The sequence below is a fragment of the Rhizobium tumorigenes genome, from assembly GCF_003240565.2.
GTDB classification, from domain to species: Bacteria; Pseudomonadota; Alphaproteobacteria; order Rhizobiales; family Rhizobiaceae; genus Rhizobium; species Rhizobium tumorigenes.
Genome location: NZ_CP117257.1, coordinates 383,305 through 401,629 on the forward strand (window position 1 = coordinate 383,305; position 18,325 = coordinate 401,629).

The 18,325-nt window shown below is 59.3% G+C and carries 20 protein-coding genes and 1 pseudogene; 6 read left to right on the forward strand and 15 right to left on the reverse strand.

Annotation, left to right across the window (positions count from 1 at the left end; genetic code table 11):
- Positions 1 to 29: 29 nt before the first annotated feature.
- From PR017_RS23355 to PR017_RS23415, 13 genes are all read right to left on the reverse strand, one after another.
- The gene (locus PR017_RS23355; RefSeq protein ID WP_111215426.1) at positions 30 to 2,390 is read right to left on the reverse strand and encodes a type IV secretory system conjugative DNA transfer family protein; all 2,361 of its coding nucleotides are present in this window, start codon (positions 2,388 to 2,390) and stop codon (positions 30 to 32) included.
- Positions 2,387 to 3,343 (reverse strand): P-type DNA transfer ATPase VirB11, encoded by a 957-nt coding sequence (gene virB11, locus PR017_RS23360; protein ID WP_240538800.1) that lies wholly within the window; start codon positions 3,341 to 3,343, stop codon positions 2,387 to 2,389. Before virB11 ends, PR017_RS23355 begins: the two co-directional genes overlap by 4 nt.
- A 115-nt stretch (positions 3,344 to 3,458) precedes the next feature.
- The gene (gene virB10 / locus PR017_RS23365) at positions 3,459 to 4,730 is read right to left on the reverse strand and encodes a type IV secretion system protein VirB10 (protein ID WP_111215408.1); all 1,272 of its coding nucleotides are present in this window, start codon (positions 4,728 to 4,730) and stop codon (positions 3,459 to 3,461) included.
- On the reverse strand, positions 4,720 to 5,379 hold the full coding sequence (locus tag PR017_RS23370; RefSeq protein ID WP_240538802.1) for a TrbG/VirB9 family P-type conjugative transfer protein: 660 nt from the start codon (positions 5,377 to 5,379) through the stop codon (positions 4,720 to 4,722). The genes virB10 and PR017_RS23370 overlap by 11 nt, the downstream gene beginning before the upstream one ends.
- A 158-nt stretch (positions 5,380 to 5,537) precedes the next feature.
- Positions 5,538 to 6,269: a VirB8 family type IV secretion system protein gene (locus PR017_RS23375; protein WP_111215406.1), complete on the reverse strand. Its 732-nt coding sequence runs from the start codon at positions 6,267 to 6,269 to the stop codon at positions 5,538 to 5,540.
- A gap of 19 nt (positions 6,270 to 6,288) precedes the next feature.
- The gene (locus tag PR017_RS23380; RefSeq protein ID WP_240538799.1) at positions 6,289 to 7,314 is read right to left on the reverse strand and encodes a TrbL/VirB6 family protein; all 1,026 of its coding nucleotides are present in this window, start codon (positions 7,312 to 7,314) and stop codon (positions 6,289 to 6,291) included.
- A 13-nt stretch (positions 7,315 to 7,327) separates the two neighbouring features.
- Positions 7,328 to 7,546, reverse strand: a complete 219-nt coding sequence (locus tag PR017_RS23385; protein ID WP_224140398.1) for a hypothetical protein — start codon at positions 7,544 to 7,546, stop codon at positions 7,328 to 7,330.
- Positions 7,547 to 7,565: 19 nt separating this feature from the next.
- Positions 7,566 to 8,303, reverse strand: coding sequence for a type IV secretion system protein (locus PR017_RS23390; protein ID WP_240538798.1), 738 nt, complete (start codon positions 8,301 to 8,303; stop codon positions 7,566 to 7,568).
- 13 nt (positions 8,304 to 8,316) lie between these two features.
- Positions 8,317 to 8,970 (reverse strand): hypothetical protein, encoded by a 654-nt coding sequence (locus tag PR017_RS23395; protein ID WP_240538797.1) that lies wholly within the window; start codon positions 8,968 to 8,970, stop codon positions 8,317 to 8,319.
- Positions 8,967 to 11,411, reverse strand: a complete 2,445-nt coding sequence (locus PR017_RS23400) for a VirB4 family type IV secretion/conjugal transfer ATPase (RefSeq protein WP_111215416.1) — start codon at positions 11,409 to 11,411, stop codon at positions 8,967 to 8,969. Before PR017_RS23400 ends, PR017_RS23395 begins: the two co-directional genes overlap by 4 nt.
- Before the next feature lie 30 nt (positions 11,412 to 11,441).
- Positions 11,442 to 11,738 carry a VirB3 family type IV secretion system protein gene (locus PR017_RS23405; RefSeq protein WP_111215403.1) on the reverse strand — a complete coding sequence of 99 codons (297 nt, stop codon included), beginning with the start codon at positions 11,736 to 11,738 and terminating at the stop codon, positions 11,442 to 11,444.
- Positions 11,738 to 12,091 (reverse strand): TrbC/VirB2 family protein, encoded by a 354-nt coding sequence (locus tag PR017_RS23410; RefSeq protein ID WP_111215401.1) that lies wholly within the window; start codon positions 12,089 to 12,091, stop codon positions 11,738 to 11,740. The genes PR017_RS23405 and PR017_RS23410 overlap by 1 nt, the downstream gene beginning before the upstream one ends.
- Positions 12,092 to 12,113: 22 nt before the next feature.
- Positions 12,114 to 12,821: a lytic transglycosylase domain-containing protein gene (locus PR017_RS23415; RefSeq protein ID WP_111215399.1), complete on the reverse strand. Its 708-nt coding sequence runs from the start codon at positions 12,819 to 12,821 to the stop codon at positions 12,114 to 12,116.
- A gap of 81 nt (positions 12,822 to 12,902) precedes the next feature.
- On the opposite strand from PR017_RS23415, the gene PR017_RS23420 reads away from it, so the two are divergent.
- From PR017_RS23420 to PR017_RS23445, 6 genes are all read left to right on the forward strand, one after another.
- Positions 12,903 to 13,373, forward strand: coding sequence for a hypothetical protein (locus tag PR017_RS23420; RefSeq protein WP_111215397.1), 471 nt, complete (start codon positions 12,903 to 12,905; stop codon positions 13,371 to 13,373).
- A gap of 50 nt (positions 13,374 to 13,423) precedes the next feature.
- Positions 13,424 to 13,804 (forward strand): hypothetical protein, encoded by a 381-nt coding sequence (locus PR017_RS23425; protein ID WP_240538796.1) that lies wholly within the window; start codon positions 13,424 to 13,426, stop codon positions 13,802 to 13,804.
- 21 nt (positions 13,805 to 13,825) lie between these two features.
- A complete protein-coding gene (locus tag PR017_RS23430) occupies positions 13,826 to 14,302 on the forward strand; it encodes a hypothetical protein (RefSeq protein WP_111215393.1) in 477 nt (158 codons plus the stop codon).
- Positions 14,299 to 14,967, forward strand: coding sequence for an acyltransferase (locus tag PR017_RS23435; RefSeq protein WP_111215391.1), 669 nt, complete (start codon positions 14,299 to 14,301; stop codon positions 14,965 to 14,967). Before PR017_RS23430 ends, PR017_RS23435 begins: the two co-directional genes overlap by 4 nt.
- Complete coding sequence (locus PR017_RS23440) at positions 14,964 to 15,551, forward strand: thermonuclease family protein (protein WP_111215389.1); 588 nt, start codon at positions 14,964 to 14,966, stop codon at positions 15,549 to 15,551. The genes PR017_RS23435 and PR017_RS23440 overlap by 4 nt, the downstream gene beginning before the upstream one ends.
- 63 nt (positions 15,552 to 15,614) lie before the next feature.
- Positions 15,615 to 15,950, forward strand: coding sequence for a DUF736 family protein (locus tag PR017_RS23445; protein ID WP_111215387.1), 336 nt, complete (start codon positions 15,615 to 15,617; stop codon positions 15,948 to 15,950).
- Between the two features lie 199 nt (positions 15,951 to 16,149).
- Here the strand turns inward: PR017_RS23445 and PR017_RS23450 are convergent.
- Positions 16,150 to 16,313, reverse strand: a pseudogene (locus PR017_RS23450) (IS6 family transposase); the annotation flags it as partial.
- Between the two features lie 1,290 nt (positions 16,314 to 17,603).
- Entirely contained in the window at positions 17,604 to 18,092 is a 489-nt protein-coding gene (def, locus tag PR017_RS23460; RefSeq protein WP_111215381.1) for a peptide deformylase, read from the reverse strand.
- Positions 18,093 to 18,325: the final 233 nt, after the last annotated feature.

Consider the following 18,325-nt stretch of genomic DNA (forward strand, 5'->3'; position numbering starts at 1 on the left):
CGGACGGCCGCTACCGGCCCCACTGCAGTTCAGAAAACAGGCAGCCGGTTTTCTTCCTCAAATTCCGTCATCGAATGGTCCAATGCGCCTTTGAAACTGGTCAGCGCGACCGCAAGCGCGTTCGGATCGTTCACCTGCTTGCTGCTAGTGGCGGCCTCCGCAATGCCCGCAACCTGGGCGACGACCTCTTGGGCCGATGAAAACCCCACCTGCAGACGGTTGGCCTCGTCCTCTCCCTCGTCGACCTCGATGTCACTCGCCTCAGACGAATTGCCGCCGGGCGTAAAAAACAAGCCATGCTCCGCCGTTTCGGAAAGTCGGGCTGCGATGACAGCCCAGCGCGCCTCAGAGATCGCATTGCGCAGTGGCCAGACCGACGCCAGTGCCTGCTTCCTCATGCGTCTGTCCTGACCGCCCAAGCGCCCTCTCCCACCCTTGAGTTTTCCGATCGTATGAGGTGCTGTTCTCAGCCAAAACAAGAGATCGGCCGCCGGCTGGTCGTCCAGGGCCGATACCGCCGATCGAAAGACATGCATGAGCAGCGCGGGTTCGACGAATACGGCGCTCGCGTGCTCCAGCACGACCATCTCGTGGTCAACCCCCACGGGTTCCCGCTGCTCGGCGTTTGCAGCAGGTAATTCCACGACCTGCGCCGGCGGCTGAGGCGTAAACAGCGGCCACTCTGCGTGGATCCTGATCTCTGGGATCACAAGCTTGCTCTTCCATCCTGCGACGTCCCGCCGTCGCGCGACGAACCGCACATCGCTGTAAAAGTTGAGCTTGTTGAGAATGGCGCCATAGCCGCTGCGCACCTGCAAGATCGTATGGTCATCATCCAGCCGCTGAACCGAGCCGGGATCCATCAGCGGCACCAATTCAAACCGGCCGCTTGAAGCCTGCTTTCCGAACAGAAGCCCTGTCTGCCTTCCCCAGCCTTCACGTTCCACATATTTGCGGCCAAGGTTGTCGGAGACGATCTTGGCGGTAGCGTCGTCGCCAACAGCGATACTGAGCTTCACGTCCATGTTGCCGAGCAGCGCATTTCGGGTCTGCTGTCCGTAACGCTCATCGATTTGTGGAATGTTCTGGGCGACGAGGGCGATCGTTAGTCCGTAGCCCGCAACCAGGGGAGCGCGTTTGACGATCTCCGGCAACCGCTCGAACTGGTAAAACTCGTCAAGCATCATCAGGATCTTATGCGGTTCATCGGGTGCCGGGAGCGATCGCAGCATCACATCGTGGATTTGCTGGATCAAAAGCCGGATGATCGGCTCGACCGTCGCGAAGTCCGACACAGGGGCCGCAATGAACAGCGAGAACGGCTTGCGACGCAGGCCGCGGATGTCGAAATCGCTTGCTGAACAGGCCTCGGCCATCAAAAGGTTGTTGAAGGCGGCCAGTGCCGTTGTCACGTGACTCTCGAACGAGGGCCGTTGTTCCTCGTCACGCGAAAGGTGCTGGCGAAAACTGCCGAGAATAAACTGATCGAGCTTCGGTTCTTTGTCGATGATATCTTTCAGCACGTCCGAGAACGGACGGCCGGTCGAGAAGAGCCGCAGCACGGAGCGTAAGTTTCGCCTGCCCTCCATTGTGCGGGACTCCAGCACATAGCCGAGAGCGCCTGCGAGCAGTCCTCGTGCGGTCTGTTTCCAATAGGCCTCCTCCCTGTCGCCGATCGGCAAGAGGCTGGCCGCCAGATTGACCAGATCCGTCGAGCGCTCAGGCCATCCACGGACGAAGTCCAGCGGGTTCCAGCGATGCGAACGAGTCGATCCCGGCGCAAAAACAAAGCACTGTTGTCCCATGGCCAGACGCGCCGGTCCGGTCAGCGTGTAGTTCTCGAGCTTGACGTCGAGCACTACGACCGATCCCTCGTATTCGAGCAGGTTCGGCATGACGAAGCCGCGGCCCTTGCCAGAGCGAGAGGGCCCGTTGACGAAGAAGTGGCTTTCGCCGCTATAGCGGACGTCCACCGCCAAGCTACCCTTGCCGAAGGTGCCGAGCAGGACGGACCTGCCAGGCACGCCGCCCACTAGCCCCGCGCGCTCCAGATCATTCAGCGTTGCAAAGCGGGAGCCGTCGGCGGGTGGCCGGACTTGCCAGGGTCGCTTGATTGCGAGCGTTATCCCGACAGTGACGACCGCACTCAAGGCTAGCGTCGACATCGTCGCGAATGACATCAGCTTGGTGACAACAGGATTGCCAAAATAGACCCAGGCTTGTCTTATCGGCATCAGCACGTCGCCGCCGGCAAAGCTCTTCCACATTGCCGAGCTTCTCAGGGAGAAATACGAGGCTGCGGCGTAGCTGGCAGACCAGGCGTAGAAGGCGGCCCCGACACCCACGACCGGACCTGCGACGAGCACTACCGCCTTCTCGAAGCGTCTCATCGACCGCTCCATTTGCTGAAGTAAATCTCGCGAACGCCGCGCTTCATAGTGATGGGATCGCGAGCCACCTGGATGACGATCGGCACGACGAAGCGTACGAACTCCATCAGCTCCACCTTGGTCAGGGCAAGGCCTGCCTGCATGGTCGCCATCGCCAGGCGCTCATAGGCGCCACGCGGATTGTCGGCATGCAGCGTCGAGATGGAGCCTGGATGCCCGGTGTTGACGGCCTGCAGGAAGCTGAAGGCCTCGGCGCCGCGGATCTCGCCCATGAAGATGCGGTCAGGCCGCAGGCGAAGTGCCGCCTCGAGGCACTCCTGGATGGTGGTGCGGGCCCTGCCCTGTCCACCCTTTGAGGTCACCAGCGCCAGATAGTTCGGCTGGGAGGGTTTGAGCTCGCGCGTATCCTCGATCGATATCAGCCGCTCCCACGCCGGCACGTCCTTCAACAGCCCGTTGAAAAATGTGGTCTTGCCGCTCGAGGTACCCCCGGAAATCAACATCGTGACGCGATTTTCGACAGCGAAACGGAGCCACTCACGCCGTGCTGGCGGCGACGGGTCCACCAGGCGCGCGACCAACTCGTGTTCGAGATCGCTCAAACCCTCGGCATCAGGTACTCCGACCCCGCTCACCTGGATACTATCGAGACCGCCAAGCGCGAGATAGTCGTCGAGCGTCATGTCGCGGATCACCTGTTTGCGGATGGCAAAGGCTCCGCCCATGACGGCCACGGGAGAAAGCACTGCCTGGAAGCGCTCGCCATGGGGCATGGCAGCTGACAGAAGCGGGGTCCCCTCGTTGACGCTTTGCTGTGTCGTTCCTGCAATCATCTGCGCCAGCGCGGTAATCGCCTTCGCATCGAGCGCAGGCACGTCGTGTCGGCTCATATGACGGCTGTCGAGGCTCTCGATCCAGATTTCTCCTGGGCGATTGCACATGATTTCGATCACGGCTGGATCCTCCAGCCAGCGGCGAATGGGTTGAGCAGTCTGCCTGACATAAATGGGCAAGCTGTCCCACAAGGACTTCGAGCGTTCGCCCTGCGGCGGTTGAGGCTCTATCACGTCACGGGCCGGGCTTTGCGACCAAATGCCGTATCTGCGCGCGGCGAAGGTCATTGACGGCTTGCCGGACCGGATCGGGATAGAGCGAGGAGAAATCGAGATCCTTGCGCACGAACACCATGATCTCGGTTCCCTGGTCGACATAGATCGTCGGCGGTATGCTGATTGAATCCTTCAGCGCCATGTTGGCCATCTCTGCCATGGTCTGGGACAGGGTTTGTTGCGCCTGGCTCTGCGCGTTTGAGCCTGATGAGGAAGAGGCGGAACTGCTGGACCCGTCGCTGTTCAGGCCTGCAACAAAGGAGGAGACGCCTCCGACCATGCTAAGCACGGCTGCCGCACCAAAGCGCTCGAGGTAGTGCTTGTCGACGAAGCCCGCGAGCCCCGAACGTCCAAGGTCGTCCGTTCCATAGGACCCGAGTGCAACGGACGTTCCGTCACTGCGCAGCGCCCGCGTCCAGACGACCAGCACCCGCGTCTGGCCGCGCGCCATACCGCTTCTATATTCGCCCGTCAGCATGGTTCCCTTCGGCAGCAGGATCCGCCGGCCATCGAAGGAATAGACATCGGTCGAGATAACGGCTCTGACCATGCCGGGAAGGTCGGACTGGATTGCCGTTTCGAGCACCCCACGGATCAATGTTCCCTGCGGGATCAAAGCGTCGATGCGATCATTGCTTGAGGCTGTCACTGTCGCGACGTCTTCGGACCCGACCGCCTGCGCGAACCTGCGGTTCGGGTCCTCGTCGGCACTTGCGCTGTTACCGCCGCTTTGCGCAGATGAGATGCCAGCAGCAGACGTGCCACTATCTCCCCTGGTAGATTGGTCGACGACCAGCATGTTCGAGCGCAGCCGCGCCTGGCGCAACTCCTCTTGTTTCTTTGCCCGCTCGGCCTCATCAGCGGCTCGCCGTGCCGCCGCCTCGTCTATAACCGGCGGCGCGACGATAGGGGCGGCAATAGGAGGTGGCTGGACGACCGCAGGTGCGGGTGGCGGTGGTGGCGCAAGGACCAGCCTGTTGTCGGTGGGTGCTGGTGGCGAATTCTCCGTGTCGAAGTTGAGATGCGCGGCGTGGCTCGCCGTCTTGAATGCCTCGTTGGTATCCGTCTTCTTCGCTCTATCTGGCTTGATGATGCTAACATAGCCGGCATAGGCAAGGACTACCAGGGCAACGGAGGCGAGAAGCACCGGCATCAGCCTGCCTCTCCTCGCATCGGGGGACCGCGCAACAGTCTCGGTAATGCGCGCCTCTTCTTCGAAATCAATGGCCATGGCTGATCTCCTGCGGCTGACCGTCTGACCATTTGCTTTCTTGCGGTGGCGGCGTGCCGATCGGGGGCTGCAGGTTGAACACACAGGTCGCGACACTGCCTGATCGCAGGGTCCATTGGCGCGCCACCTTGTCGATGACGATGTAGTCGCCCTCGCGTCGGTAGTTCACAAGAGACTCCCTGCCATCGGACTTGACGGCAAAGAACGCCGGGACTTCACCACTGAATTGGAAAAACGTCTTCGTGCCATCGTCAAAAATTGACGTCGGCCTGGCATCGACAGCACCTTTATATCCATAATCATAATTTATGCGGCCAGGGTTTGCCAAAGCCGCCCGAATGTTGGGCATGGCGGCATTCTGTCGGGCGGCGGCCAAGAGGTTGGCGTCCATGGTGTCGTCCGGATAGGAAAAACGCAGCTTAATGACCGCAGCTTTGGTGTTGCCGGGTTTGGCGCCGTTGAGGAAGAAGGTGTAGACCCGCTTCGACGTCACGACGTTCATGTTGGTCTGTGCGTCGGGCTGAAGCGGCTTGATGAACAGGAAGCGCTTGGATTGATCCGGGACGGCCTGCCAGGCCAGGCTATCGCCCATGGCGACCGTTGCGATCTGTTCGTCGTCATTAAAGACGATCATCGTCGACACACCCATCATGCCGGCGAGATAGACGACGTTGTCCTTCTGGAAAGGCACGGTACGAATGCGTGCGTCTGCCCTGACGGATTGCGGCTGCACTTCCGCCAAAACGACAGGTGGGCGCGCGAGCATGGTGATCGCAGCGATACTGCCGATAAGAAGATGCCGTGTCCTCACTGGGCCTCCTCCCCCACAGTGACTGTCTCCTGGTCGCGCCTATACTCGGTCACCTGGAAACCGAGGGGATTGTCGAAGCGCCAGTCGTTGCGCATCGGCTCGGACGTATATTTGAAGCGGACATTGGCGACCCAATGGTCCGTGACAGTAGGCCCTGACGTGCCGGAGCGTGTCGTCGAAAAGCGGACGGCGGCCGTGTTGTCGTTGAGGAAGATGACACTTTTGACGAACACGGTGATTTCGGTGTTGGGTCCGTAGACTTTGACAGGGTTGTTGAGGTTCGCGCTGGAATAGGTATTTGCGAGATCGGCGGATGCTTTTCCGGTCGAATAGAGCGATGCTAGGTCGAAATTGTCCCGCAATCCCTTTGGATCGTAGGTTTCGCGAGCGCGGATGAAGCGTACGATATTGGCCCGCGTTACCGCTTCGTTTTGCGTAAGATCACCACGCTCCTGCAGCGGTCGGCTGACTTCCACATAGCCCGTTGTCTTGTCGACCTCGAGGACGACGACATCGAAGGTTTTGAGCGGCAGCAGCATCCAGAGCAGACCGATCGACGTTGCCAAGGCTATACCGAGCAGCACCGCGACTGTCCTCCAGACACCGCGAGACATTGCGACTGACCGATAGACCGAGCGCTCCCATCGTTCTCCCTCGCTATAATAGCGGGGATCAATCCCTCCCTCTGACGCGTCTAGCGCCCCCACCCCATTGTCGTTTTTACCCATTCATGTCTCTCCAGGATGCTTATTTGCGGGCGTTGGCGGCGGCAGCTCGCACCTGGGCTGCTGCGGGATCACCATCGCCGATCGTCGCCGGCGCACCGGGCCGCTGGTTGAACAGATATCCGCCAGCCTTTGCGATGCCTTGTCCGGACATGGCAGCCGCTCTCCAACCGAGCCTCACGGTCGTTGCCGCCGCCGCCGCACCGAGGGCGTCAATTCTGGGTCCCCCGCCGGCAATCGCCAGCGCGATCGAGATCGCATGGGTCAAGAGGAAGGCCGTTACGATCGACATCAGCATGAAGGGAGCCAGCGTTGTCATGTTGGCCGCACTGGCATCGGCAGTCAGCGCATCCACCCTGGCCTTCAGCAGCGTCAACATAAATCCGAGGATCACATAGACGATGATTGGCAGAAGCGCGTAACCCGCAAGACTGGCAATCCAGCCATCCACCACCCGCGACGTCAGATTGAACAGCGCGCAACACAGAACGATTGGCCCGATCGCCAGCAGGATGAACATGGTCATCTTCCCGATCATCAGCAGCGTGACGGCGATCGCGCATAAAATACAAACGACCGCAAGCACGACGATGGCAAGGATGTACATGCCAACGGCCGTGATACCACCGGCATCCACCATGGTCTTGACGACGGCAATCCCGCTGTTCCAGATGTCGGTCAGACCCTGCGTCACAGACGATCCCGAACTGCCGTCCCCGCCGCAATCGCTGCCGCCGGTCGACTGGCAAACAATCGTCGCCATCCCATCCGGCGCTTCCAGCAAGGGCTTGACGATCAGCGGCTGATAGGTGGCCCATGACACGATCAGGCTGTAGCAGATGAACGCCCGACCAAATCGCCAGACGAACGTGCCGGCGGTCATCTGGGCGCGACCGAACAGCATCTCATAGCCCCACCAGACGACATAGACGGTAAGCCCGGCCAGGAACAATGGCCCGAGATAGCCGGCAAGCGTCGTGTACATGGACTGCACGGCGCTGACGCCCATGCTGTCGATCTTGCCGAACAGAATGTCGAACGGGTTCATGCTCTCGCGCCGCTCAAAGCATGGTCACACCGCTGCGATCATCGTTTCCGACGACGCCGCGCTGACGAACCATCGGCCCGCAATGATCGTCGATGCCGCCGGCATAAGCCTGCGAGAATAGGATGGAGCCTATCCCCGCCGAGCACGGCGCCTTGAGTTCCTTATGGCCAGCACATCCGGGCAATGCGGTAAAGGTCGCAACCACGAGCGCAAGGCAAACGGTTTGGCCCACCCGCGTTATCATCTCATCTTCACTGCCCAACGAAGGAGACCTCATTCGGGTGGTAGGTCATGAATGCAGATGTTGCCGCCTCCGCTGCCAGCTGGCGCATCTGTTCGGCATTCAGAGCAGCGTTTCCGGCGTTGACAGCTCCGACGAGCTCGTTGACGGTTTGTGCGGTTTGGGTCTGCACTTGCGAGTTTTGATCGATGGAGCCCTTGATGTCGGGTGCCGATCCGATTTGTCCCTGGACAGCCTGAAACGCGGACGATCGCTGTTGTGCACTGGTCTGCGTTCCGGCAATCGACGCCGTCAGCGCTGTCGCCGTGTTCACCAACCCCTGATAGACCTTGTCGCCGCGCGTCAAATTTGCGCTTGCCATCTCGCCCGACAAGGACCTGACGAGATTGAGACCGTTCAGGATCGTTGCGGCCGTATTGCCGAAGGAACCAAGATTGCCCCAGGACATCTGACCGCTGAGCAATGAGGAAAAATCGGGCGCATTGCCGATCGAAAACCCGGAGCCAAGGGCCGCACCGGCGATCTCGCTGGTCGACCGGTTTCCGGTGACCGCCGCAAGTGTCCTGTTTACGGTCTGCAGGATGTCGCTGTTCGACGACATGATCTGCGCGGTGTTCGACGCGGTCTTCGTTGCCTGGGACAGGGTCGCCTCGTCGATGACGGGGACCTGCGCAAAAACACTGCCGCAGGGAACCACCGCCATGAGCAGGGACAGGGCATGTCTGGGCAACATCTTCAATGGCTTCATCGTCTGAACTCTCCTACTCATTGCCGTTGATGAACGATACGGAGCCCGGATCGTAGGTCATGACTTTCGATGCAGCGCTTTCCGCTGCTGCCTGGTCGACCAGTCGCTGGTTTCGCAATCGAACCGTTGTCGTCGCCGACTGGATCGCCTGGTTCCAGATCTGGGCGCCCGACAGGCGCGCGGTGGTGTTCTGGTCGAAGGCGCCCTGCAGGGAGTTGGCATTGCCGATTGTCGCTGCCTGGTTTTGAAGTGTCGAGGTATTGGCGCTGATCGCGGCAGCCGTTGCGGCGAGCGCGCTCACCACCTGGCCGATATTCCTGGTTTTCAGGGCCTGGACGCTTGAACCGGTGGCCAGAAGGATCGACAGGTCGCTAGTGCCAATTGCAGTCCCGGAAAGCGGTGACCCGGAGATGGCCGCACCTGAGATCGGTGGGATGCCGGCAAGATCCCCCTTCGCCGTGACACTCGACGTGACACCTCGCGACGGTGCCACGGAAGACTGTTTGAAGGTCCGTGCGCGTTGCACGCAGACGGCCGTCTTCGTCTCTTCGGTCGTTCGCGCGGCGTCGTTGACCGGCACCTGTGCCATCGTCGGCGAGATCCCCGACATCGCCACCAGTACCACCAGGCACATAGAAGCGCTGAGATTTCGGTTCCGGACGCTCATCTCATATCACCTCTTGCGTCCGGAGGATTGTCAGGCTCCTGGCTCCAGCCACAGTAATAGGGCAGCCAGAGCTCCGGGGCGTCGCCGTAGCGACGACGCAGACGCTCGCATTCGGCGACCGTTTCAGCCCTGCCGGACAGCACCTTGATGAAGTCCGGGAGTGCGGAGAGATCAAGCCGCGCGATAAGGCTGTCGTGGTCGTGCTTGACCAGGAACTGACGGCTTGTCGACGCGGTCGACCTCACCCACTCAAATTCGGTTTCCGAAAGTCCAAAACCTTTGACATAGCTCTCCCCATCCGCCTTCGGGTTGGGGAAGAAGATGGTCGTCGGGCTTTGCTCGAGCAGCGTATGGGCGATCCGCGATGTGGTGATATCGCGTGGAGATTGCGTGCCAATTCCGACAATACCGTTCTTCTTGCGGATGGTCTTCAGCTGGTCGTTGATGAAGGCGCCTGCCCGGTCGTCGCTCAGGAGTTTCCAGCCTTCGTCAACGAAGAGCATCATCGGCCGCTCGCCATCCAGCATCTGGCCGATGCGAAAGAAGATATAGCCGAGCGCCACTGTGCGGACTTCCGGATCATTGAGGACGGCGGTCAGATCAAAGCCGAAGATGCCGCGCTCGCCATCCCAAAGATCCACCGTGTTGTTGAACAACCATCCTCGGGTATCGCACCAGGCCTCGAAACGCGACGCCAGATCGTCGGGCCCGGCGGCCTCGCCCCCTCGCAGCAGATGGACGACGTCCGAGAACAGGCGCTCCCGGACCGGCACGCTGAATATCTGCTCGACCGCTCGGTAGAGGATTTTCTCCTGCTCGGCCGACAGCTTTTCGGCATCATCCTTTGGGCGAACGAGATAGCTGAGGAGGTCATAGACGAACGCCCTGTTATCAGGAATGTCTGGAAGTTGCAGCGGATTGAAACCGGTTGGAACGCCGGGTTGCAGCACCTCGTACTGACCACCGCAGGCACGAATGAAGACCTCCCCACCACGATCCTTGTCGAAAAAGGCGCATCGAGGTTGGGGTCTTGCCCGCATTGCCTGCGACAGCAAAAACAGGAGCGCCACGGTCTTTCCCGAACCCGTCGGGCCGGTGACGATGAAATTGCCGACCTCACCCTTGTGGAAGTTGAAGAAATAGGGGGTCATCGACGTCGTCTGCAGCAAGGAAACAGCCGGTCCCCAGTGATTTCCACGGGGTTTTCCAAGAGCAAAATTATGAAACGACGCCAGTCCACAAAAATTGCGCGACGAAATCAGCGCGCGACGTGCGATATAGGAGAAGTTGCCCGGTAGCTGGGCGTAAAAGACCGGCTCGCTGTTCAGATCCTCGCGCACGACCACCATACCGGCATTCTGCAATTCCTTGGTGATGGCCTGGGCGCCGGCCTCGGTCTCCTTGATCGAAGCCCCTAACGCCATCACCGACAGATGGTGATAGCCCATGACGGCGCGGCCGTTGACCAACTCATCCCTGGCAATCGAGATAGCACTTCCAAGGCTCGTGCCACGCTCATCCGAAACACTGATCTGACGCTCTATCCGATCCATCTCCGACAGGACTGGCGCACGATCTTGCAAGGCGAAACTTTGCGACAGGATGAACTCGCCCGGGACCTTCAGCAGCCCGTCGATCATGCCAGCCGCGGTGTAGGGTGGGTATTCGCGGATCGACAACATTGCGCCGAACCGGGTTTCGATGTCGCTGGCGCCGCGCATTTCGAAGACACGGCGGCCGAAGGTGATACGGCGGGTCGGCAGATATTGGTCGAGAGGCATGCGCGGCAAGGCCATGGCGACTGGCTCGCCGCCGTTAAGCAGCATCGCCAGGAACTCGAGCGGCTCGGACGCCACGTGCCGCTCCCGCGCCACCACCTTCAGGACCCGGGCGCCGTAATGTTCCATTCCCTTGACGATGTTGGCGACATGCTCGCGCAGCTCCTGGCGGGCCTCCAGATCCATCGCCCGCTCGGATACACCGGACGCCTTGCGCAAGCGCGATAAGATCTCGTCCGCCAGTCCGACCTTGCCCTGGAAGCCCCGCCGGATGATCGTCAGGTAGAGCTCGTTCAAATACATGCTGTTGTCTTTTAGGCTCAGCATGTAACGATCATTGAGAGCCCTGCAGAATGGGATATCGAACGTACCACCGAGTTGAGGGGGAATACGACGCCGCACGATGTGGGCGTAGGCTGCAAAACGGCTGTCTGCGAGGGCCCGAACCAGCGTGTTGCGCGCGGTCGCCTCGACATCGATGATTTGCTGATCGGCGGTCTGGTGACAGAAGCCATCGATCTTGATGATCGTCAGCAGCATTCCGTCCTTGGTTCGCAGTGTTTCCTCGTCGACATGCCTGAGGTAGGGGACATGCGCCGAGATCGGCTTTTCCCGGGCGCTTTCGGCTCCAAACCGAAGATCCTTGCGGATGGACTTTTGCATCGCTGCCTCCATCAGGTTGGCTCCCAAGAATTACGGTTCATAGGAATTGCCGCCCCAGAAGTGACGGTTCTTCGTCCAGGGGCATTTGGCGATCCGCACGAGAGCGACGTTCGCCAGGTGCGGATCGCGCACCGTGATCACGTAAGCCGCGGCATGCAGGGGCAGGAAGAGAAGAAACATCGCAAGGTTCTTCGTATTGAGGAACGTCATGACGACAATCATCAGTTCGCCGACGAAGACGCCGATCGGCACGCCCCAGAACATTCTCGGCCGTGTGAGACCGAGAACAAGCGGCGCCACTTCCGCCCTTACCTCAGCCTCGCTCATCAGCCGCCCAATCCGGAAGACATGGACTGCACGAGCTGCGAGCCGCCAAAGATGAAGGCGATGCCAACGATGATGGAAAAGCACCAACTCCAGGGGATACGGCTCGTCAACGCCATGTAGCCAACGGCAGCACAGGCGATGGTCGCCGCTGTCGTCGCGAACGTTCCGGTCATGAAATTGAGGAGTGTCGTGAACACCGAATTGATCGGCTGGAAGATATCGCCGGCGGCATAGGCTAGTTCGACATTGCCCATCATCACAGCGCCGGCGACCCCTGCCAGCACCAAGATGTTTCCGTTGATCCGTCCGGTCGACATCACCGATCGGGCGAGATTGTATAGCCTTGTCTTCATCTGGGGCTCCTTTCTTTCCTGACTACTGCACGTACAGAACCGAGCCGCCGATCCAGTCGTGATCGCCGGCTTGCGGTCTGGTTTGATGGATGGGGGTTGGCTGCTCGGAGGCTGGCGTTTGCGCCAGCAGGTCCACGCCGGCAGCAGCAACGGCTCGACTGCCCGCAGCGGCGGCCTTGGCGGCCCGCTTGCCGCCCTTCAGGTAGTTGTCAAAGCCGTAATAGGCGTTGGTAACCAGTGCCGTGTAGGAGACGGTCTCGGCAATATCCGGCACGCCCCCTGCGGCAACGACACGACCCTCTCCGGCATTATAGGCCGCAACCACGAGCATAATGTTGCCTCCAAAGGCAGCCGTCAGATCCTTGAGGTAGCTGACGCCGCCCCGAATATTCTCGGCCGCGTCGCAAATATCCGTCACCTGATAGCGCGCGGCGGTCCTTGGCATGAGCTGCATGGGACCGCGCGCTCCCGCGGTCGAATTGACGTGGGCGCCGAAGCCGGACTCCTGATCGGCAATTGCCAGTGCCAACCTGGCGTCGACCCCCTGGCGCGACGTTTCCCTGGTGATGAGCTGGCGAATGGTCTTTGCATCCACCGCACCGTCAGCGCAGTCGGAAGAGACATTGACTGTGAACGCGCCCGAACTGGGCGATGCATCGTTGGCCAAAGCCAGACAGGGAAAGACGAGGTTCACGACAACGATCGCAGTGCGCATGGGGGCTATGGACATTTGCGTTTCCCGAGTTATAAGTGCATATATATAAAAACATGATAACAACGCAAGTGCCTTTGTAAAATGCCAGGAGCGCAGATGTCATCGATCGCCAGATGCGGCATTTTTGCCTCATCCGTTCTTGCCGTCTGGCTTTCCCAGAACGTCGCGGCTGACGCCGCGGAGGCGGATTGGGGCTGTCAGATCGTCCTTTGCGTGGCAGCGCAGACGCCGAGCTGGCATGGTATCTCCTACTGTGTATCGCCAATGGAAAAGCTGATTGCCGCAATGGCGTTGCCCGGCTTTTCCTGGCCGGCCTGCAAGGCAGCCGGTACCGGCGCGCCTGGCTTTGAGGCATTCGAGGATTGCCCGAGTGGCTATGTCGAGGCAGACGACCAATCCGGCCATGGCGGTGACTTGGCAAGCTATTGCGCCAAGTACACGATCGAGCGTGGCGAGCGGACCGAGATCGATCGTCAGCCACGGCCGCGAAGGGCCAGACCCTGGTATTTCGACATCAGGCAAAAAGACGGCACGTCCACACGCGCATGGTTTGATTTGCAGAAGTGACAGTCAGGGCGCGCCTGCTTCGCCGGAGTTGTTTTGAAAGGAGTACGCCGATGGGCAAGGAGATCTGGTTTTTTCATCGCCTGGGGCCAATCGAGATCGTCGCTACCACGATTGCAATCAGCGGCACGGCGACGATCGCCGGGATATGGGTCACAACGGCTCCGAAATCCGTCTACGCCCACCCGATGGACAACCTCGCATACACGTTTTTGGTCCTGGCTCTTTATCTGCTCTTCAATGCAGTGCTCGTCGGGCTCTGCTGCGCGGCGGCGCTCTGTATCCTCAAAGCTCTGTACGCCGCGGCCAGCACAAGTCTTCGTCTTATCCGCACGGCTCTGATCCAGCCAATCCTCCTGGTGCGCGCTCTTACAGCGTTCGTCGACGCGATGTTCGACAAGTCCGTAGCGTTCCGCCGGCGTCTCACGCGCTAAACATCCTCTTGAGGCTCCCAGATGAAACGCACCCTTGCTGTCCTCGCTCCGCTCCTGATCCTCGCCCTTACCTTCACCGACCGCGCCGCGGCACAGGGTGGACACACGCTGGCGCTTAAACTCACAACCAGGGATGCCAAGCATGATCCTGATGGCATCTGGACCGACGACGATCTTGCGAGCATTCGCCAGCTCACTGGACAGGCCAAAATCTACACCGCGCGTATCACCACGCCCTCGGGCATCTGGCTATTGTCCCAGACAAACGGCGATTGCAACTTGCAAGGCATGTGCACGGCCCTTCTGGTGTTGATCAGACCCGATACGCAAGCAGCGCAATCGCCGCGACCGGTGCGACCGGAGCGGATGGCAAATCCGCAAATGCCGCTCGGTGGCACCGCTATCCTGTCGCCTGATGCCGCCACACTCACAACCGCGGAAATTGGCGAGGACGGCAAGGCGTTTATCGGCATATATCAGGTTGGGCCAATTCGATGATATCTGTTGCCCCCTCCCCGGCTGCCGACAACTGGCAGCCGAACAGACAGGATCTCCTGGCAAATCTTGGGCTGTCGCTCGGTTTTGCAGCATCACTGGCATTTGCCGGCGAAAGCGCTCTCAGTCTCTTGAACGCCGGAATGCCGGCCGGATGTGCCGAATACGCGTCCAACGTCAGTCATAGCGAAGGGAATTTCAACAGTGTTTCCCCCGTCGTCAACGGGACGCGCTGCTATGGTGCATTTCAGTTCTGCGATAGCGGGACGTTGCAAGCCTATTGGGACGGTTCGCGCGAGGATTTTCTAAACAGCCCTTCAGCGCAGGTCGCTGCCTGGGAGCGTTATCAACGCGGCCAATGGAATGCCGCCCAGAAAAACGGCATGACGAGCCTGATCGGGCAACAGGTCTGCTATCAGGGCACTTGTGCCACTATCTCGCAGTCCTCGATCCTCAAGGCCTGTCAGTTCGGCTGCGGTACTGGCGGCAAGCTCTATAATCTTGCAAAATCCGGTCTCGACTGCAACGCGGCCGGGACGCGCGACGGCGCCGGGACCAGCGTCTGCGCCTACCTCATCTCCGGTGCTGGCTACAATGTCAGCTGTATCACCAACTCCAATGACGGCGTGGACTGCGCGCCGATTTCGGCAAAGGAGGTGCAGGAATGACAAGGCCGAGACCGGTAGCGAAGATACTGCTGGTTGCCCTGAGCATCTCGATGGCGATACCGAGTTCCATATTGACCGCCGAGGCGGCCCAACCATCATCCCATGTGTTTGCAGTTCCGCAGACCGGCGTCACCTTTCTGACCGGGGATAGTTGGCAACAGGCGGGCCAGACGATGCGCCTCTACGGCGTTCAGGCGTGCATCCGTGGAACCACCTATACCGACAATTTTGGCCAGAAGCAGGACTGTGGCGCCGTCTCGCTGGCGATGCTGGCAGCTATCTTCAAGGATACTAAACCAACCTGTGCTCCGCTCGCCCAAGTAGCAACCGCTGCCTCCACCCAGCCCTCGACCGTACTCGTCATCTGCTCGGCGCATGTCGGCAGCAACGCGCTCGACGTCGGAACCATGCTGATCACGCAGGGGTTTGCTTTTGCCGCGCTCACAACCAGCGGCAAGGCAGTCTATATGCCCTACGGCATTGAGGAAGGGATTGCGCAGCACTCGCGTGCCGGGCTCTGGGCTTACCCCGACATCCCGTATCCCAATCATGTGCTGTTCTCGAATCCCGCCAGACGTGAGTGACGGGAGCACAGCCCTTGCCCACTATCCGCATCTATTCAATCCAAACAAAGAGGGAGATCCCAAATGCCTGCGAACGTATCAGAAATGACGAATTACGTTGAGTTTGCCAACGATGGAAAAATCCTGCGAGGCAACATCGCTTCGATCGCCTATGACATCGATATTGCCGGCGAACCCTACAAAAGCGAACATCCGAAAGCGCCGGTTTATCGCTTGTTCTCTACAAGCCCGCGTGGTCGACGGGTCGAGATTGGTGGTATCTGGAAGAAGCAGAACCAAAACGGCGGCGACTACTTCACCCTCACCGTCAACACCGGCTATGGCAAGCTCAATGCCAATCTCGGCCGATATCCCGGCCAGGATGACGAAAGCCTCATGGCGATCATTCCGTGGGACTGATCGGTTAAACAGGTTTGCCACGCAATGCCAGTCACCGTAGCCGCGATGCTGGAGGGCCCTGATTTTGAGGTCGGCGTGCGGAACCGACGCCGCGATGGCGGTTGTCAGCCATAAGGAGTAGGATGGCGGGCGGCACTGTAAACTTAAGCCGTGACACCGTTCTATGGGCCTGAGGGTCTGACTTATGCGGCGTCGGGCACGCGATTTGGCGCCATGTTTGCATGGCTACTGATCGCAGTTCGCGGTGGTGCGCAAATGGAATATCATAGCGGGGAACGTTAAATAGATTGCTATTCGAGTCGTGGATGGAAACGAAACGGGAAGCTGGCACGCTGACTTGGAGCGCTTCATGATCCTCTCCTGTAAGGATTATGGCCTGTCTAAATACGTTGTCGACCGCTGCCCGAAGACCTCGGGCAAACGGATCGTCAAGCCTCGCTCTTTGTCCTTTCCGATCCTGATGTCGCCGACAAGAACACCCTTGATACCGATTACGCCTTGGCAATCAAATGCAGGCTCGCATCACTCGGCGTTGATGACCACGCTCCCAATGAAGACGAAGAAAGTCAAAAAGGCATGGCAAGCGCGACGGCTGACATCTTGATGTAACGGAAGTCGGCTATCGATAGCGAACGAGATAGTTACCTCCCGTTCCCCGCTATCTCGAGTTCCTTACTGACCCGCCCTCGCGCGGGTCTTTTCTTTTTTGGGCAAGGGACCAGGCAACCGGTCGGATCACGGACGCCTCAAACCAGCGAAACCGTCTTCGCCTGGAAGCATACGACGCAGTTCGGCAAGCAGATTGATTAGTGGGTGCGTGGAGACAAGGTCGACAGCGGCTGTGATCGCCCTGCGTCCATGCGCGCTATCGATGCGCGCGCCGCATTCGTCGCAATAGGCGGTCACAGCCGCGATAACGGCCTCAATTTCATGGTTTTCAAGACTGATAAGAGACTGGAGCATTTCGAATGCCCTCCGCAACAAAACGCTGGAATATGTTCGGTTCTGACAGTTGAAAAGTAGGTCCCGTTCGGCTCAGGGGAATGGCCCGTCCGTGAAGTTTTTGCGATGTTGACACGCGCCTGAGAGTGGAGACTGACGTGACGCGCTTCGCGCTTCAGCCAGCTTTCACGAGCGCGCCCTTTGGAGTTGGCGCGCTCTGCCTGATGTGCGGTGCAGGTTTCACAAAGTCCCGGACAAGGATTTCCGTAAGATCCCATGGGGAGTGAAGAGCGGCCGTGACTCTGGCAAAGTGAGGCTGCGATATCGCACTCACCTGATAGGGGACGCTGTTATGGAAGCTGTCGCTTCCCAACCGCAAATGCCAGCCGTTATCCCACTGATCGTGGCGCGATTTTCATCTCATTTGGAAATCAGCAGCGCGACCTGGCTGGTTACATCTTTGTCGCCAGGCAATGGAGAGAAGATGTCAAAGCACTCGGTAGATGGTGGTGATGGGCCCGCATTGGCATGTCATTAGAGCGGTTCATCGGTCGATCAACCGCGGTGCAAGACTGCAAAATTGGCTCTGTGTGTGTCCACTCACGGCCGACGATACATGTCATGCGCCTCTCCTGACCATAGGGAGACTGCGCCGAAAATACCGTCAGAGATAGGGGGCGGATCTTGACACGCGCAAGCAGGTCTTCTGCGTCACGCAGATTCCTGCGGTTCGCGGGGTACTGGCTCACCATGGTCCGTTATCAAGGTCCCATTGAGATGATCGATCTCGTGCTGAAGACATGTGGCAAGGAGGCCTTCGGCTTCGAGAGTCTCCTTGCCGCCACCCAGCGTGTCGTATTCGACGGTAATCCTCGCTGGCCTGACGACGTCGACCATGGTGCCAGGAAGCGAAAGGCAGCCTTCCCTGAAAGTCGAACATTCCGTGGACGTATCGACAATCACTGGATTGATGAGAACCCGGGCATCCCGACGCGCCTCCTGGACGACCCCGACGTCGACGACTACAACGCGTTTCAGAATGCCGATCTGCACAGCCGCCAGCCCCACACCAAATGCGTTGTACATGGTTTCCAGCATGTCATCGATTAAAACGGCCGTCTCTGCGGCCTGGGGGTCAACCGCATCCGAAATCTGACGTAGTGCTGGGTCAGGTATTGTGATTATTGTTCTTGTAGTCATTTGAATCTCCAATCGTCATCGATCAAAGTGTGTGTTAAAATTAGGAGATGGAGAGGGTAAATTTCTTGTGGGTTTAAGATATGCTCCTTGTCCCGGTTTAGTTGTCACAAGACAGACTGACCCGGCATCCGTTCGTTTTAGGCGCTGTATGCGCCAGATTTTAGGTCACAATGTTCAAACCAGCGCCGGAAGTATTAGACAAAGCGGCGGGGATTCGACTCTTTTACAAAAAT

Bases quoted from the DNA above. Each gene is read 5' to 3' on its own strand.
- PR017_RS23400 (WP_111215416.1), bottom strand. From the start codon at position 11,411: ATGCAAAAGTCCATCCGCAAGGATCTTCGGTTTGGAGCCGAAAGCGCC.
- PR017_RS23435 (WP_111215391.1), top strand. From the start codon at position 14,299: ATGATATCTGTTGCCCCCTCCCCGGCTGCCGACAACTGGCAGCCGAAC.
- virB10 (WP_111215408.1), bottom strand. From the start codon at position 4,730: ATGGCCATTGATTTCGAAGAAGAGGCGCGCATTACCGAGACTGTTGCG.
- def (WP_111215381.1), bottom strand. From the start codon at position 18,092: ATGACTACAAGAACAATAATCACAATACCTGACCCAGCACTACGTCAG.
- PR017_RS23410 (WP_111215401.1), bottom strand. From the start codon at position 12,091: ATGAAGACAAGGCTATACAATCTCGCCCGATCGGTGATGTCGACCGGA.
- PR017_RS23445 (WP_111215387.1), top strand. From the start codon at position 15,615: ATGCCTGCGAACGTATCAGAAATGACGAATTACGTTGAGTTTGCCAAC.
- PR017_RS23395 (WP_240538797.1), bottom strand. From the start codon at position 8,970: ATGAGCGTCCGGAACCGAAATCTCAGCGCTTCTATGTGCCTGGTGGTA.
- PR017_RS23430 (WP_111215393.1), top strand. From the start codon at position 13,826: ATGAAACGCACCCTTGCTGTCCTCGCTCCGCTCCTGATCCTCGCCCTT.
- PR017_RS23375 (WP_111215406.1), bottom strand. From the start codon at position 6,269: ATGGGTAAAAACGACAATGGGGTGGGGGCGCTAGACGCGTCAGAGGGA.
- PR017_RS23405 (WP_111215403.1), bottom strand. From the start codon at position 11,738: ATGAGCGAGGCTGAGGTAAGGGCGGAAGTGGCGCCGCTTGTTCTCGGT.
- PR017_RS23440 (WP_111215389.1), top strand. From the start codon at position 14,964: ATGACAAGGCCGAGACCGGTAGCGAAGATACTGCTGGTTGCCCTGAGC.
- PR017_RS23370 (WP_240538802.1), bottom strand. From the start codon at position 5,379: ATGGGTGTGTCGACGATGATCGTCTTTAATGACGACGAACAGATCGCA.
- PR017_RS23425 (WP_240538796.1), top strand. From the start codon at position 13,424: ATGGGCAAGGAGATCTGGTTTTTTCATCGCCTGGGGCCAATCGAGATC.
- PR017_RS23390 (WP_240538798.1), bottom strand. From the start codon at position 8,303: ATGAAGCCATTGAAGATGTTGCCCAGACATGCCCTGTCCCTGCTCATG.
- PR017_RS23415 (WP_111215399.1), bottom strand. From the start codon at position 12,821: ATGTCCATAGCCCCCATGCGCACTGCGATCGTTGTCGTGAACCTCGTC.
- PR017_RS23355 (WP_111215426.1), bottom strand. From the start codon at position 2,390: ATGAGACGCTTCGAGAAGGCGGTAGTGCTCGTCGCAGGTCCGGTCGTG.
- PR017_RS23380 (WP_240538799.1), bottom strand. From the start codon at position 7,314: ATGAACCCGTTCGACATTCTGTTCGGCAAGATCGACAGCATGGGCGTC.
- PR017_RS23420 (WP_111215397.1), top strand. From the start codon at position 12,903: ATGTCATCGATCGCCAGATGCGGCATTTTTGCCTCATCCGTTCTTGCC.